Consider the following 16,458-nt stretch of genomic DNA (forward strand, 5'->3'; position numbering starts at 1 on the left):
CTTTTTAATAAATTTAAGCACCTATATGTGTAGGCGGACTTAGCTATGCCAAAAAAAAGGCAAGAATCTTATAAATTATTAAAACGCCATATTTGTTACTACTTGGCTTCTGGTGTTGTCACAATGACAATGCCTGTATTCGTGCATGCTGAAGAAACAACGACGAGTGCTCCAGTAGAGGCTGAATTTGATTCTGCTTTTTTAATTGGAGATGCTCAAAAAGTTGACATTTCTCGTTTTAAATATGGTAACCCTGTTTTACCTGGCGAATACAACGTTGACGTATATGTAAATGGTCAATGGTTTGGTAAACGTCGTATGGTCTTTAAAGCATTAGACCCTAATAAAAATGCAGAAACGTGTTTTACAGGTATGAACCTGATTGAGTACGGCGTTAAACAAGATGTTTTATCTAAACGCACTACCCTTCAAAAAGAAAATAATAGTTGTTATAAAATTGAAGAGTGGGTTGAAAATGCATTTTATGAATTTGATACCTCTCGTTTACGTGTAGATATTTCTATTCCGCAAGTTGCTTTGCAAAAAAATGCGCAAGGCTATGTCGACCCAAGTGTATGGGATCGTGGTATTAATGCTGGTTTTCTATCTTATAGCGGTAGTGCCTATAAAACATTTAATCAGTCTGGTGACCGAAGCGAAACAACAAACGCATTTATGGGCGTTACAGCAGGTTTAAATATTGCTGGTTGGCAATTACGTCATAATGGTCAGTGGCAATGGCAAGATACACCTGCTGAAAATCAATCTAAATCAGATTATCAAGAAACAAGTACATACTTACAAAGAGCTTTCCCTAAGTACCGTGGTGTTTTAACGCTAGGTGATAGTTTTACTAACGGTGAAGTATTTGATTCTATTGGTTACCGCGGTATTGATTTCTCAAGCGATGACCGCATGCTACCAAATAGTATGCTTGGTTATGCGCCACGTATCCGTGGTAATGCAAAAACCAATGCAAAAGTTGAAGTTCGTCAACAAGGCCAACTTATCTATCAAACAACTGTTGCACCAGGTAACTTTGAGATTAATGACCTTTACCCTACTGGTTTTGGTGGGGAAATTGAAGTTTCTATTATTGAAGCAAATGGCCAAGTACAAAAATTTTCGGTTCCATATGCTTCAGTTGTACAAATGCTCCGTCCAGGCGTCAACCGTTATTCTTTAACTGTAGGTCAGTTCCGCGATCAGGATATCGATATTAATCCTTGGGTTGTTCAAGGTAAATACCAACAAGGGATTAATAACTACCTAACAGGCTATACTGGCATACAAGCTACAGAAAATTATGCTGCTGTCTTATTGGGTGCTGCTTTTGCTACACCAATTGGTGCAGTTGCATTAGATGTTACCCACTCTGAAGCTGACTTTGAAAAACAGTCATCACAATCTGGGCAAAGTTTCCGTTTAAGTTATAGTAAGTTAATTACTCCAACTAACACAAACTTAACTCTTGCTGCATATCGTTACTCAACCGAGAACTTCTATAAATTACGCGATGCACTGCTTATTCGTGATTTAGAAGAAAAAGGTGTAAATACCTATGCTGCTGCTGGCCATCAGCGTAGTGAATTCCAAATTACTTTAAACCAAGGGCTTCCTGAAGGTTGGGGTAATTTCTATGTGGTTGGCTCATGGGTTGATTATTGGAACCGTAGTGAAAGTACTAAACAGTACCAAATTGGTTATAGCAATAACTACCATGGTTTAACCTATGGTTTATCTGCAATTAACCGTAAGGTTGAGTACGGTTCAAATGATGCAACGAATGATACTGAATATTTAATGACGCTATCATTCCCGATTAATTTTAAGAAGAATTCAGTCAACGTCAACGTTACTGCTTCTGAAGACAGCCGTACTGTTGGTGCAAGTGGGATGGTTGGTGATCGCTTTAGTTACGGCGCTTCTGTGTCACATCAAGACTATGCGAACCCTACATTTAACGCAAATGGCCGTTACCGTACTAACTATGCAACTGTTGGTGGTTCTTATAGTGTGGCTGACTCTTACCAACAAGCAATGGTTAGCTTAAGTGGTAGTGTAGTTGCACATTCAGATGGTATTTTATTTGGACCTGAGCAAGGCCAAACAATGGTACTTGTGCATGCACCTGATGCAGCTGGAGCAAAAGTTAATAATACCGTTGGTTTAAGTGTGAATAAGGCTGGTTATGCGGTTATTCCATATGTAACGCCTTATCGCCTAAATGATATTACGCTTGATCCACAAGAAATGTCGAGCCAAGTAGAGCTTGAAGAAACAAGTCAACGTATCGCACCTTTTGCTGGTGCAATTGCGAAAGTAGATTTTACGACTAAGACAGGTTATGCAGTCTACATTAATAGTAAAACTGCTGATGGCAACAGTTTACCGTTTGGCGCTCAAGTCTTTAATCAAAAAGATGAAGCTGTAGGTATTGTTGCACAAGGTAGTATGATTTACTTACGTACTCCACTTGCTCAAGACAGTCTCTATGTAAAATGGGGCGACGAAAGCAATGAGCGTTGTTCGGTTGAGTACAACATCAGTAATCAGTTGCAAAATAAGCAACAAAGCATGGTAATGACTGAGGCTGTCTGCAAATGAAAAGAATATTATTAACAGGTTTCTTATTTACGGCTGGCCTTGGTGTGTATGGCGAAGCTAATGCTGCATGCCGTATATATAATTATCAACCAAATGACGTTCGTATGGCAGTAGGCCGTGTTGTTGTGCGCCCTAGTGATCCAGTAGGTGCAGTTTTAAGGAAAGCAACTTTTCCTATCTCTAGTAGCGGTACACAAGCGATGTATTGTGATAGTAGAGACACTGTAGTTGCTCAATTAACTCAAGCTTATCCTTTAAGTTCTTTAGGGAATAGTATTTATACAACCAATATTCCTGGTATTGGTATTCGTCTATATCGTGAAGCTGAGAATAGTACCAATTTTTCTGGTTATTATCCTTATGAACGTGGTGGCATTTCTGGTACTCGTTATTTAGCATCTGGCTATTTTGTTGTAGAAATTATTAAAATTGCTCCACAAACTGGTTCTGGCACATTAGTACCGGGCAGATATAGTAGTTATTACATCCGTGGTTTTCCAAATCAACCGTTTTTAACAAGTACTGTTGATGCTAATGCAATTACCATTGCTTCTTCTTCATGTGAAATTCAAGGTAATATCAATAAAGTTGTACAGCTTCCTACTGTTACAAAAGCAGGTTTTAAAGGTGTTGGTTCTACTCAAGGCGAACAGACCTTTGATATGAACATTCTTTGTAATGGTGGTATTAATCCAACAGGTTATGAAGAGAAAAACCTCATTAGCTTAACTTACGACTTTACCCAAGATGGTACCAACAATCAGGTTTTAGCGAATACTGCTCCAACATCTGAAAAAGCAAACGGCGTAGGTGTGCAGTTACTCTGGAACTATCAAAATAAGAATCAGGTCATCAAAAAAGGTGACAAATTAGCCTTAGGTACATTGTCTTCTAACCAGACACTTCAATATAACGTACCAATGACTGCTCGCTACTATCAAACAGCAACAAATGTGACTGCTGGTAAGGTCCGTGCAATGGCTACTGTAACTATTGAATATGATTAATCATATTCAATAGTTTTTAAACCTAATAATTTCAAATATTTAAATATTAATAATAAATTTTACTTTATCACTACTTTCTAAAAATTTAATACTTAACTCGATAGGAACATTTATGAAAAAAATAGGTATAGTTGCTGTTAGTGCAGTGACATTATGTTGGGCAATATATGAGGTATCTTATAATAATACCAATACAACACCGTATAACGAATCCAGCCAAAAAGTCACATCTAAAAACTTTTCATCAACAGCAAAGAATGAAAAATTAGCGTCTCAAACTACCTCCCTTAATTCTTCTGCCCCAGTCTGCAAATATAATTTTGACGCGACTCAAGAAGATTACAATCTTTGGAATAATGAACACTCTGACTATTGGTCTATGAAAATATTCCCATTGGTAACGGGCCAAAAATTTAGTCTTAAAGTAGAGCCTAGGCCAGAAAGTGAGTATGGCACTGTAGAGTATGTTGCTAGAAGTAAAGCTACTCTTAATTCACCTAATGAAGTTGGAGATCTCACATTACCTCACACAGGGATTATTGCATTTGAAATGGAGCTTAAGATTCCAACCTCAGCTCTTGGGAACTCATCACTTGGTAATTCTGCTTATTACTCCTCTGCCATTGGTTTTAATGGCGTAACAAATAATGGCTATACGGTTCGGTCCAACTATTGGTTTGATATGGGCACTTATGATCCAGATTTTGGTGAGAATCCTGCTAGATTATACTATTCTGTAGCTTATCGACTTAGTGATAATAGCGGGCCTGACAATCCATATTATAAGGGTCAAAACATGTCAAATAGTTCAAATGGATACCAGAGACTAGGCATATATATTAATCAGAACACTAAGCAGGTTGGCTTTATTGTAAATGGTGTTGATGAGGGATATAAATCTACTTTACCCGCTCCACTTGAGAATATAAGCTTTTCTGTCTCAAGTGCTATATCAATAGATGCTGAACAATTATTTGGACAAGAGTTGTCGAACGAACTCATTACTGACCGTAATGCATTGCAGTTTAGCTATCCTCAGGGCACAACAGACATGTGCGGTAATGCCATTTAAGATATAAAAACATAAGTTGTAAAAAAGGGCTGAATCACAGCCCTTTTTTCTTTCATTTAAAAATGAATGACTGTACGGATTGATTTACCTTCGTGCATTAAATCAAAAGCGGTATTAATGTCTTGTAAAGGCATAGTGTGCGTTACAAAAGGCTCAAGTTGAATCTCACCTTTCATAGCATCTTCGACCATTTTAGGAAGTTGTGAGCGGCCTTTTACTCCACCAAACGCAGTACCTAACCATTTACGGCCTGTAACTAACTGGAATGGGCGTGTCGAAATTTCTTGACCAGCACCAGCAACACCAATAATGACTGATTGTCCCCACCCACGATGTGCACACTCTAAAGCCGAGCGCATAACATTGACGTTACCAATACATTCAAATGAATGATCTACGCCCCAACCTGTCATTTCTACAATGACTTGCTGAATAGGTTGGTCATAATCTTTTGGATTTAAGAAATCTGTAGCGCCAAACTGCTTAGCAAGTTCAAACTTATCTGGGTTTGTATCTACAACAATGATGCGTCCTGCTTTCGCTTGACGTGCACCTTGTACAACAGCTAAACCAATACCGCCTAGACCAAATACAGCAACAGAATCGCCTTCTTGTACTTTTGCTGTGTTATGCACGGCGCCAATACCAGTTGTCACACCACATCCAAGTAAACAAACTTGTTCGTGATTCGCTTCAGGATTGATTTTAGCTAAAGAGACTTCTGCAACTACTGTATATTCACTAAAGGTTGAACAACCCATGTAATGGTAAATCGGTTCACCGTTATATGAAAAACGTGTGGTTCCATCCGGCATTACACCTTTACCTTGAGTCGCACGTACTGCAACGCACAAGTTAGTTTTTCCAGATTTACAGAATAAGCATTCTTTACATTCAGCCGTATAAAGCGGAATCACGTGATCACCCGGTTGAACACTTGTTACGCCCTCACCTACTTCAACTACAACACCTGCTCCTTCATGACCTAAGATGGCAGGAAAAACACCTTCTGGGTCATCTCCAGATAATGTAAAAGCATCAGTATGACAAACGCCCGTATGGGTAATTTTTATTAAAACTTCACCCGCTTGAGGTGGTGCAACATCAACTTCAACAATTTCTAAAGGTTTTCCTGGGGCAAAGGCGACAGCTGCACGAGATTTCATCTTTGGGTTTCCTTTAAATCATTCGGTATTTATAGTCGAGCAAAATAGATTATGTAACAGTAATACAAGAGCTTAATTTTGCTTAAATTAAAATTGGCTTTCATGACAATCCATCACAGCATAGCCAGTCATGTACCTCTAAGCAAGTCTACATTTAAAAAAGAAGAAAACCCCTTACTTAAAGAGGTTTCCTATTAAATCACTTATCTTATAAATGGTTTATGTTTACTTAGAGGTAAATATCCGGTGGATATGGCGTGTTATCACTAATTGGTGAGTAAAGTGTATTTTCAACGAAGAAGCCATTTGGGGCTTGAGTAGTATCAATCGTAATTGAATCAAACATAACTTGTGGATAGGCCCAGATAAATTGCTTCATTAATCCTAAAGGAACATTATTCTTCATATCACCAAAAATTCGTTGCCAAATGGGTGTTCGATATGGCTTGGTCTTATCAAAACCATAAATATAAGCAATTGAGGCATCGGGAACAAAACCAGATAAATAAATGACTTTATTGGCAGGATAGCCCAAACCTTGTATAGGTATTTGAGAAACTGCCTGATGTGCCAAGTCTAAGCGAGCTTCTAGCAACCAGTCATAAGCTTCTGTCATCATGTAATCAAAATTAGGATATGAATAGTGCGTGCTTGGATAGTTAATATAAGTGGCTAATGTCTGGATTGGGGACTGAATAGAAGGAAAGAAAATAAGGGGGCTAACTTTGGCACTGGAATATTTTGCTTTGATAGCCGTGCGGATATTTTGACAGGTTTGTCCTAATTTATTTCGGAGCCATGTTTTAAACTCATCATACGGCGTTCCTGTTTTATTCATTGCTTCATAAATTGTGCCTAGATCTGGCGCATATAAGCCTGTATCTGCATTAAATGCCAGTTTAGTTGGATAGTCATATACACAAGGTAGATTTGTACCCGTGTTATACCACCACCAAGGTTCACCAATCTGCATATTTACATCACATCCACCAGCAACCATTGCATCTGCAAACTCAATAAAGACTTTATGTAGATATGCCAAAGCATTTTGATGACTTAAACTAAAGAAATAACTAGGTGGCTCATAACCTGTACGACCTAGATTACTATTCCAGTCACGTTGTGCCCAATATTCATTTGCTCCCAAAGAATACATTTCAAAGCTAACCCCAAAGATGGGTTGCATACTGGCGCTATGTAAAGCCTGAGCATATTTTTCATGCCATTTACGAGTGCATGAGTTAACCACCGCCTCGCCTGTCACCAAGGTATCTGGTATCTGCCATTTATTAATATCGCTTTTCCATGTCATTTCAGGATAATGCGACATTCCACAATAATGATTCACCAAGCCCTTATATCCTAAAGCCACCATATTGTTGACTAAGCGCTGAGGGTTTAAATCATAGTGATCGTCATAGCTGGTACAGATACCATAATTGTGCTGTGGCACAACTACACGGCTCAAATTTAACTTTGCATTTGTTCCAGTTACAACTGAGTTAGTCAGACGAATGTATCCATCTTTTGGTTGGCTTAAAGGTGTGGCAGATTGGCCATTATAGTCACTGGTAAAGCCTGAAAAAGAAATACGTTGAATGTTAGTCACTGGAAAGCTATCTGTAGCAGAAAAGCCGGCTTTTACTATATCCCAGTTAATACGGATGTGCGCCGTTCGCGAGGAAGGATTATTTGCGTAATTAAATAGAACAATATATGCAATTTTATTTACGCCATTTTCATTATAGTACACCGTTAAAGTGGGCGTTAAACTTGGATTGTTCAGCACTGGCATAGAAGCCGATAATTCAATATCAAAATCCCAAACCACCCCTGCATAGCTATATTTGGTTTGATACGCTAAAAATTTATGATCTTTCGTGTCATAAGAATCCCAAGTAATACCTACCAAATCATTTGTCATACGTGATCTAAAAGATGCTTCAAAACCATTTCCATAGTTTGTAATAGCGAAAGACATCGTTTGCGGGCCGTCTATTCTCCAATAAATAGGGCTAAACCGATCAATAAGTGTATTCTGAGTGATTGGGCGAGGTGATGTATTAGTATTATTTTGTACATTTTGTGAGTTGGTTATCATGTCTACATTCTCTTAATGTATTAAGAGGTTTTATATTAAATAATAATTCCTATTTTATTGTTCAGATAAGTAACAATGACGTTTAAATTATTTACAGTTTATATTTTTCATAAAGTTCAAAATAAAATTAAACATGAAATCTTAATATTATCCTAAAATATTTTTACACTGAGGAGTTAATAAATGGAAACTTTTATTCAGCCTATAAATTTTAAAGGTTTGTTTTTATTTACTCCTCTTGTATTTGCATTATCAGGTTGTACAGAAACTTTATATTCCAAAACAACATCAGCCGCAAAGATCTCTTCGGAAAGCATCGCTTATCCAAAGATAGACACTGCATTAGGAGAGAAGTTACAGCCTAATGAAGAACTCACCGCCCACAATATAGCCCAAGTGATTGAAAAGTCGATTCGGAAACAATATACGGCTGGAAATGCTTTACGTGATGCACATCCTAAGGCGCATGGTTGTGTTCGTGCCGATTTTCATGTCTCAAAAATATACCTGCCCAGTTTGCTAAAGGAATGTTTATTCCAGATCGAAGTTATCAGGCATGGATTCGATTTTCTAATGCTTCAAATGACGCTTCTAATGCCGACATTAAAAAAGATGCGCGAGGCATCGCCATAAAACTTTTAGGTGTACCTGGACAGAAAATTTTAGAAAGTGAAAAGCAAGCAACCACTCAAGATTTTATTATGATTAATCATCCAGTCTTTTTTGCGAATGATGCTAAAAGATATCTTTCTTTTATGAATGATGTGAATAGCCATAATATGATTAGAAAACTTCACATTCCATTTGCGTTAGGTTTTAAGGGAACAATGAATGCTCTTGGAGCACGTAATTCGCAAATCGCAAATCCATTATATGCACGGTACTGGTCTATGGTTCCCTATCAGTTAGGGATTGGTAATGATCGACAAGCAGTTAAATATTCAGTTCGTTCCTGTTCAATGTCACCAAACAGTCTACCTAAAAATCCTAGCCATAATTATTTAAGAGAAGCTTTAAAGAACACTTTACAAAGTACAGATGCGTGTATGGAATTTCTTATTCAGCCACGAACTTCAAGTGAAATGTTAGTAGAAGATTCAATGACAGAATGGGATGAGAAAGCAGCTCCTTTCTATCAAGTAGCGACTATTCATATTCCAAAGCAGAATTTTGATACACCTGAGCAAAATAAGTTTTGTGAGAATCTATCTTTTACACCGTGGCATGCTCTACCGGAACATAAACCATTAGGTGCGGTAAACCGAATGCGTAAAGTCGTTTATGAAAATATAAGCAGAGTTCGGCATGATATGAATTCAGCTCCTAGACAAGAACCTTAAATACTTTATCCATCATAGTTAAGAGTTTTTAATTGCTTCTTTTTTAAGGGAGATTTTTGCTTGTATCTATAGTGATGCGATCAATAAAGTCTGCCAACCATAAAATAAAGTCATCTTCACTTTTATGTCTTGGAATCAAGCTCATATCTAATCTAAGGGGCAACTCATTTTTTACGCTGATCACAGTACCTTCAAAGTTCACAAAGTTATATAAAAATTTTAATTCTGTACCCGCTATGGCTTTTTTGATTTCTACAATAAGATTATTTAAATTTTTAAACTGATTATTTGAATTTTTATTTCTAATATTTTTGTTAATTTTTTCAGCTAATAATAAATATTTTGGCATTTTTATCTCCTTATTAATTATTTTATAAAATATAAGTATAAGTTCAAAATCATAAAAATAAGTTTTTAATTTTTATTAAATTGTTTCTGGATTTTTAATTTTAAATGATAAGTTTTGACTAGTATAACTATTTATTGTTTTAAAATGTGATTTAGTTTGATTTTTAATTCCGATTGAATTGGTAGATATTTAATACTGACTAAATTGCTCGGATTTTTATTTATATTAAATAGGCTCAATATATTTAATTTATTAAGCCTATTTAATTTTTAATATTTACTTAAGGCTAAAAGATACTCTTTTTCAATCTTAAGTAATTTTTTGGAAACCTTTCATTTTATGAATTTTTCCACATTTCCTGCATTCTTTGATTTCAGCATGAGCAATATCAAAGTCATATTCCCAGATATGAATACAGAAAATTTGTCTAAGATTGTGGAGCATAGACACCTCCTTATAAAAAACCGACTCAACAGCAAGTTCTTTATCAATGTACTTTTAGCTTTTTGATGAATTTTCCTCTTTCGCTTTATCCTCCTTGTGTTTACAGCAGTAACCAAAAACAGCACCAGCACCGAAGAAAAACATAGCTTTAAACATACTTATCTCCAAAAGAACGTTATGTAAATTTAAAACTAACACTGATAGATGTATCTATTTTTAGGCCAATGAGTCTGTTTCTGTGCGTTATGCAAACTTTTGTGAAAAGATATAACAATATATTTTTTAAGAATAAAGAGTAGCTAAATTAAAAAACCGCCCCAGTAGGCGGTTGCTGAATTTACAGCGACATATAAAAGTGTAGTGGACGATCACTTCTATATTTTTTATGTACTTATTTTTCTTCTTTTATAATTTTAGTAAAAGCATCTGATTTGAAATAACTAACAATCATCTCTCCATCATCTCGAGTCGAAGTAGAATTTGATACTTTGGATAGTTCGTCATAATTAAATTTAAAGTCTGGAGGTATAAATTTTGAGATAGGTGGAAGCTTCGCCTCTCCTCCTGTTGTAATCCTTTCAATAAAGCCTGCCAGCCAAAGTATATATTCATCTTTATTTTTATATTTTGGCATCAGGCTCATGTCTAACTTTATGGCACATTCCTCTAAGGGCTTAGTTAGGCATTCCTCGAAATCTATGAAATTGTATTTAAGTTTAAACTTGGTTCCTTTAATTTCATTACGAATTGCGCTAACTAATTGATTTAAGTTTTCTGCTGAGCTTTCTGAAAATAAATTTTTGTCCTCAATCTTTTTATACACATTCTCAGCGATGATTAAATATTGCGGCATCTCTATTTTCTCCCTTTTATTATTAAGCTAGTCACTCAGCTCTTTAAGGAAGTATGATAGATATCATGTTTTCTAATGTAATTGTTGTGCTGCCAATTGTAATTAGTGTTTTTTTGTGAAACCTGCAAGCATAACCATCCGAAAAAAATAAACTTAATGTAAACTAAGTCTCATTTTTTAAAATTCTCTAATCAAAAAATATTTTTAATTCATTTAAAGTTGGTAGCTGATTGTAAGATTGATCAGCCGCTACTGTGTTTACCCAATTTGACTTTGAAACAATACAAAAATTAAGTTTTTTTAGCACAACAATATCTTGATCTAATAGTCCTAATGGAATCCACATAAAGTCAGTACTGCCTACTAAGTTAGGTACTGGTGATCCGCATTTGCTACAAAATGAAGATGTGAAGCCAGTTTCTTTTTTATAGGTACGGACAAGTTCTAAACCTGATAACCACTCAAATTTATGCTTACTCACTAGGGTTGCTGCGTTTGCTCCTGTTCCTGTTTGTTTACGGCATAGACTACAGTGGCAATGATAAACCGTGTTTATTTTATTGGTAATTGAAAATTTAACTTCATTGCACAAACAAGACCCGATATGACTCATCTCAAGCATCCTATGAAAAATAATATTGAATATAGCATTAGGCTTAAGAGGGTTAAATCTAACCTCTATTCTTAAATGGATATGTTTTCTTAGAATTACCTATAAATATAAGAAATTGCTAGCGTTGAGGCTTGGCAGATTGTATTTATAACGTTTAATATGAATTTTGACATATAAATTGAATATAAAAATGCTGAGATGTGTTTATCTTGGATGCGACTTAAAAGCTTACATGATTAATCAGTTCTATCAGCAGTACAGTAATATGGCATTAAATGCTTGGGGCTTTACACATACACCTTCGTATAACGGTACATACGACCCTGATGAGAATGATACAGTGACGAATAGCTTTAATTGGTTGAATGATGAGCAAGCTACGGAAAAGACTAAACAAGGATTAACTGCTTTTGTTGCATTAGATGATGCTTTTATCAGTATCGCTTCTCGAATGTATCTAATTAGAAATGCAAAAGAAAAAATCGATTTACAATACTATATTTGGACCAATGATTTTGTCGGAAACCTAATGCTCCATGAGTTGTTAACGGCGGCAGATCGTGGCGTAAAAATCCGCTTACTCATTGATGATCAAAATGGAATAAAGCTTGATGGCGTTATCAGAAGCCTTCTCCACCACCCCAATTTTGAAATTCGATTATTTAATCCCTATAAATTTAGATATTTAAGAATTTTAGACTATATTTTTCGGTTCAAAAAAGTAAATCATCGCATGCATAATAAATTAATTATTGCAGATGGCGTGATTGCAGTAACAGGTGGTCGAAATATTAGTAGTGAGTATTTTGATGCAAGTAGTAAGTTTCAATTTACAGATCTAGATATTTTATTTTATGGACATACTGTACAGCATGCTCAAGACGTATTTAATGATTTTTGGCAAAGTGATTTAAGTCAAAATGCTACCGAGCTCATAGGAACATGTGCTGTCCACCACTTGCAATCACTCAGACAGCACTATCATGATCTACTTCATGAAAGTGAAAACCATACTCAAACTGAAGATAAGCTTTCCGATGCACAAACTTATTTAAAAGAGCTTCTACAAAATTATCCAATTCAATGGTCAAAAGCATATTTTGTTGCAGATTCACCTAAAAAAATCTTAGGGTTAGCCTCTAAGGAAGAGATGCTCTATGGGCAAGTCATAGAGATTATGGGAGAACCAAAACAACATATCGAATTAGCTTCTGCTTATTTTGTGCCGACTCAGCAAGGAACTTATTATTTAAAACAGCTAAAAGTACAAGGAGTTAAAGTTAGGGTTTTAACCAACTCTTTTGCTGCAAATGACGTAGCGATTGTGCATGCTTTTTATAGTCAATATCGAATTGAGATGCTTAAAAGCGGTGTAGAGCTATTTGAGTTCAAGCCATTTTTAGAACGCAGACGCAGAACATGGTATGAAGTAGTAACTGGAAGTGTAATTCCCGCAAAAGGTAAAAATAAATCAAGCTTGCATGCTAAATTTTTTGATGTAGACGGTAAAGTATTTATTGGTTCATTTAACTTTGATCCGCGATCAACTTACTTAAATACTGAGGTTGGTCTGGTTATTGAGTCAAGTCAATTACAAGCGCAAATTTCGGTCATGCTCGATCAGCACTTACCTCAAGTTGCTTACCAGCTTAAGTTAAATAGTGAAGGCAAAATTGTTTGGTTAGATTATCAGTCGGATGGAAAGATTGTTGAATATGAAAAAGACCCAGATACGAGCCTTTTCCAACGTACTATGATTAAAGCTGTTTCATATTTACCAGTTGAATGGATGATGTAACAGCATTTCAAGTTTACTTATAAAATGCCTATCTCTTTAAAGAATTTTTGATAAGCCTCTGCTTTCTTCTCTAGCGCTAATGGATATGCTCTAGAAGAAGATGGTAGACGATATAAATTAATATTTCGTCCAGCAAAGTAAGTCGAGGTAGACATTCCTATAAGCGGTTTTTCGGTGTGTTCTGGTAAAACTGATATTAAAGTATCAGTCGCTTTATCGCCTGTGGTCATAATGGTTTGACATAGAGGAATCTGCTGAAGCAAAACCGCAAGATCTGTTGGGGTTACTATTTCAAGAAATTTATCTGCGGCATTCCCTTTCAACCGCTTAATTTGATAAGCGGTATCAAAGATTGCAATACCAGTTTCAATCAAGAAGTTTCGAATACGTGCTTCATTAAAATTTTTTTGGCTTTCACTTAAAAAGTAAGTTTTGTCTTGAAAAAAAATTAAACCGAAAATACGCCACATATCATTTTGGAAATTGGGATAGTAAAAATCCATCTTCCACTTATTACGTGGCGGTGGAAAACTGCCTAACATTAATAAACGAGCATTTTCAGGTAAAAATGGTTCAAGTGGATGTGTTTCTATCTCAATTATCATAAAAAATCATTAGTTACTTAAAAATTTTATAAACAAATTAACCTATTTTTCAGTTAATCACGAGTCATGAAATGCAATTTCTCTTAATTAAAGCTTCAAAGGGTGGTGCAAAAGCAATCATTGAAGCGAAACGTATCTATGTTTCGCCTCAATGAATTAGGAATATAAAAGTGTACTGACAGGAAAACGATTAAGAATTAAGGACTTTAAAGACTTTACCTGTTCTTGGATGAGCAAAGCTATTGTCTGGATCTAAATTGATGACTTTATCCGAAATCACAATTTTAGAAAGTGGTAACCAGCTTTGCTTTTGTTCATCTTTGGCAAAGTTTTTTTCATAAATATTTTCATAAATTTGTTCAACAACGATTTCCATACCACACATACTTTTAGCATTCACTTCTTTTAAAATATGGCGCTTTGACATACTAGTCTCCATTTTTTATTATCCGCATCGCTCATAATAAAGACTCCACTGATACAATATGTAAATTTTAATAATGAAAGTGTTTTCTTTGTTTTAATCATATTTTTATAATAATTAAATGAATAGTTGAGTAATTATTTCATTTAAATATTTTCTTTAAGTTAGACTAATTAAAGTAAATATTAATTTTCAATTTTTACAGTTAATAAAAATTAAAGGGTTCATTAATTGAACCCTTTTTTATTTAACACTAATTAACTCTAAACTTGTACTGCGTTATCAAGCGAACTATCGTCTTTGTTTTTAGCAGTGTCTTTACTAATCAATGAGTCAGAATCGCTATGTGTGTTAAAGCTCTTACTGTCTTTCTGCTTCTTCTTGTACATACACATGCCAATCGCAATACCTGTTCCCAACACTATAATTGATTTTAACATTTTGCACCTCTTCGATTAACGGAGTAACTTTTTAAGCAATTAATTTAAACTAATAGCACAAAATTTGTTATTTAACGGCTTTCATTTGCTCCGCTTTTGTAAGGTATTTATTTTTTATGTTAATTGAATAGTAAAATAGTCCGAAAAAATAAATTTTGATACAAAGCAAAAAGCCTATTCTAAAAAAGAATAGGCTTTTTACTGTATTTCAGGATTAAGCAGTATTATGAATTGCTTTAGGCAATCTTATTATCTTTAAATACACTACAAATGTATTTAATGCTGAACTTTTAGTCAAGATGGGATTGAGGGGTTTTACCAATAATTGGTGATTATTGTGATGACTGTCACGTTTATTTGGTTAAGATAAGAAAAAACCCATTTCTACTTCTCATGAAGAAATGGGTGATGTGAAAACCACAAAAGACCTGAAATACCAAATGCTCTTACATTCAGTAAGGTTGAGTGTAGTGAATATACCGAATGGTTGACAATTAAACTAATTGTGTTTTTTTTAGTCATTTCGGCCAATAAAAAAATAGTTATGATTCTGTAGATTAACTCTGTTTAGCCATTCATTATTGACCAAAAATTCTATGAATTACTCTTATCCAATTATTCATGCAGATATTTTCAATCAGTGTTTTTGAATAACCACGCTGTTGCATACGCTCAATTAAGCGATGTAGGCCTCTCACATCTTCAAGTTCAGTACCAATAAGTGCGCCGTCAAAGTCCGAACCAAAGCCCACCTGCTCTTCGCCCAAATGATCCATTAAATATTCTAGTTGTTCCAAAATTACATCTATGGAAGTATCCGCATTTCGTTGCCCATCCGACCGTAAAAAAGCAACATCGAAGTTTACCCCTACCATACCTTTACTTTCTCGAATTGCTTTGAGTTGTCGGTCTGTTAAATTACGGGCTTGAGGGCATAAAGCATGCGCATTGGAGTGCGTTGCTACAATTGGCTGCTGCAATATATCTACAGTATTCCAAAAAGCTTTCTCATTCATATGTGAAACATCAATCACCATTTTTTTATCAGCACAACGCTTTACAAAATCTTTGCCATCGACAGTAAGACCTGCTCCTGTGTCGGGTGAGTGAGGAAACTTAGCATTTAAACCATGCCCAAAGCGGCTCGGTCTATTCCAGAGTGGACCAATACTACGTAAGCCTCTTTCATAAAATATATCGAGTAAATCAGGATTTTCTTGTAAAGCTTCAGCACCTTCCATATGTAATACAATTGCTAGCTTTTGCTCTGCTAAGCAATCCTGAATATTTTGAACCGATGTACAAATTTTAATATTTTTAGAGCGGTGACCAAGTTGCTGAGCTAAATCGAGTTGTTCCATGCAAATTTGTTCAATTTGCTGTTGTGTAAAATCAGAAGCATTTTGATCAAATAGCTTATTAGGATGATGCTGCTGCACATAGCTGTATGGCGGTAAAAAAATTGCAAACATTCCACCAACAAAACCTGCTTGCTGGCAGCGTTTTAGATCAAGATGCCCCGCTAAGCGTTCATGAATAAAAGCATGTACAGGATCTGGGTGATCACTTAGCCATAAACGTGTTAAAGCATCATTGTGCCCATCGAAAACTGGAATATTAGGCTTCATAAGTATTCCTA

13 protein-coding genes and 1 pseudogene are annotated in these 16,458 nt (G+C 35.5%); 5 read left to right on the plus strand and 9 right to left on the minus strand.

What is annotated here, in order from left to right:
• The first annotated feature begins 45 nt into the window (after positions 1-45).
• From HLV59_RS09345 to HLV59_RS09355, 3 genes are all read left to right on the plus strand, one after another.
• The gene (locus HLV59_RS09345; RefSeq protein ID WP_031948323.1) at positions 46-2,607 is read left to right on the plus strand and encodes a fimbria/pilus outer membrane usher protein; all 2,562 of its coding nucleotides are present in this window, start codon (positions 46-48) and stop codon (positions 2,605-2,607) included.
• Positions 2,604-3,614, plus strand: a complete 1,011-nt coding sequence (locus tag HLV59_RS09350; protein WP_171429826.1) for a fimbrial protein — start codon at positions 2,604-2,606, stop codon at positions 3,612-3,614. Before HLV59_RS09345 ends, HLV59_RS09350 begins: the two co-directional genes overlap by 4 nt.
• A 112-nt stretch (positions 3,615-3,726) precedes the next feature.
• On the plus strand, positions 3,727-4,686 hold the full coding sequence (locus tag HLV59_RS09355; RefSeq protein WP_171429827.1) for a DUF4882 family protein: 960 nt from the start codon (positions 3,727-3,729) through the stop codon (positions 4,684-4,686).
• A gap of 56 nt (positions 4,687-4,742) precedes the next feature.
• Here the strand turns inward: HLV59_RS09355 and HLV59_RS09360 are convergent, their stop codons facing one another.
• Positions 4,743-5,852: an S-(hydroxymethyl)glutathione dehydrogenase/class III alcohol dehydrogenase gene (locus HLV59_RS09360; protein WP_004792384.1), complete on the minus strand. Its 1,110-nt coding sequence runs from the start codon at positions 5,850-5,852 to the stop codon at positions 4,743-4,745.
• A gap of 229 nt (positions 5,853-6,081) precedes the next feature.
• A complete protein-coding gene (locus HLV59_RS09365; RefSeq protein ID WP_171429828.1) occupies positions 6,082-7,953 on the minus strand; it encodes a non-contractile tail sheath protein in 1,872 nt (623 codons plus the stop codon).
• Positions 7,954-8,136: 183 nt separating this feature from the next.
• Here HLV59_RS09365 and HLV59_RS09370 point away from each other — a divergent pair.
• A pseudogene (locus HLV59_RS09370) lies at positions 8,137-9,293 on the plus strand (catalase family protein).
• A 43-nt stretch (positions 9,294-9,336) separates the two neighbouring features.
• Here the strand turns inward: HLV59_RS09370 and HLV59_RS09375 are convergent.
• The 3 genes from HLV59_RS09375 to HLV59_RS09385 form a co-directional block, all read right to left on the minus strand.
• Positions 9,337-9,642, minus strand: a complete 306-nt coding sequence (locus HLV59_RS09375) for a hypothetical protein (RefSeq protein WP_016145258.1) — start codon at positions 9,640-9,642, stop codon at positions 9,337-9,339.
• 835 nt (positions 9,643-10,477) lie between these two features.
• Positions 10,478-10,939 (minus strand): hypothetical protein, encoded by a 462-nt coding sequence (locus tag HLV59_RS09380; RefSeq protein WP_016145256.1) that lies wholly within the window; start codon positions 10,937-10,939, stop codon positions 10,478-10,480.
• Between the two features lie 187 nt (positions 10,940-11,126).
• Entirely contained in the window at positions 11,127-11,561 is a 435-nt protein-coding gene (locus HLV59_RS09385; RefSeq protein ID WP_081409569.1) for a GFA family protein, read from the minus strand.
• 181 nt (positions 11,562-11,742) lie between these two features.
• Here HLV59_RS09385 and HLV59_RS09390 point away from each other — a divergent pair, with 181 nt between their 5' ends.
• Positions 11,743-13,350, plus strand: coding sequence for a phospholipase D family protein (locus HLV59_RS09390; RefSeq protein ID WP_171429829.1), 1,608 nt, complete (start codon positions 11,743-11,745; stop codon positions 13,348-13,350).
• A gap of 17 nt (positions 13,351-13,367) precedes the next feature.
• Here HLV59_RS09390 and HLV59_RS09395 read toward each other — a convergent pair whose 3' ends face one another.
• The 4 genes from HLV59_RS09395 to HLV59_RS09410 form a co-directional block, all read right to left on the minus strand.
• The gene (locus HLV59_RS09395) at positions 13,368-13,955 is read right to left on the minus strand and encodes a DNA glycosylase (protein WP_032006192.1); all 588 of its coding nucleotides are present in this window, start codon (positions 13,953-13,955) and stop codon (positions 13,368-13,370) included.
• Between the two features lie 190 nt (positions 13,956-14,145).
• On the minus strand, positions 14,146-14,382 hold the full coding sequence (locus HLV59_RS09400) for a hypothetical protein (RefSeq protein WP_125698763.1): 237 nt from the start codon (positions 14,380-14,382) through the stop codon (positions 14,146-14,148).
• Between the two features lie 260 nt (positions 14,383-14,642).
• A complete protein-coding gene (locus HLV59_RS09405; RefSeq protein WP_031948312.1) occupies positions 14,643-14,819 on the minus strand; it encodes a hypothetical protein in 177 nt (58 codons plus the stop codon).
• Between the two features lie 578 nt (positions 14,820-15,397).
• A complete protein-coding gene (locus HLV59_RS09410) occupies positions 15,398-16,447 on the minus strand; it encodes a dipeptidase (RefSeq protein WP_171429830.1) in 1,050 nt (349 codons plus the stop codon).
• Positions 16,448-16,458: the final 11 nt, after the last annotated feature.

It is taken from the genome of Acinetobacter lactucae (assembly GCF_013122135.1).
GTDB lineage: Bacteria > Pseudomonadota > Gammaproteobacteria > Pseudomonadales > Moraxellaceae > Acinetobacter > Acinetobacter lactucae.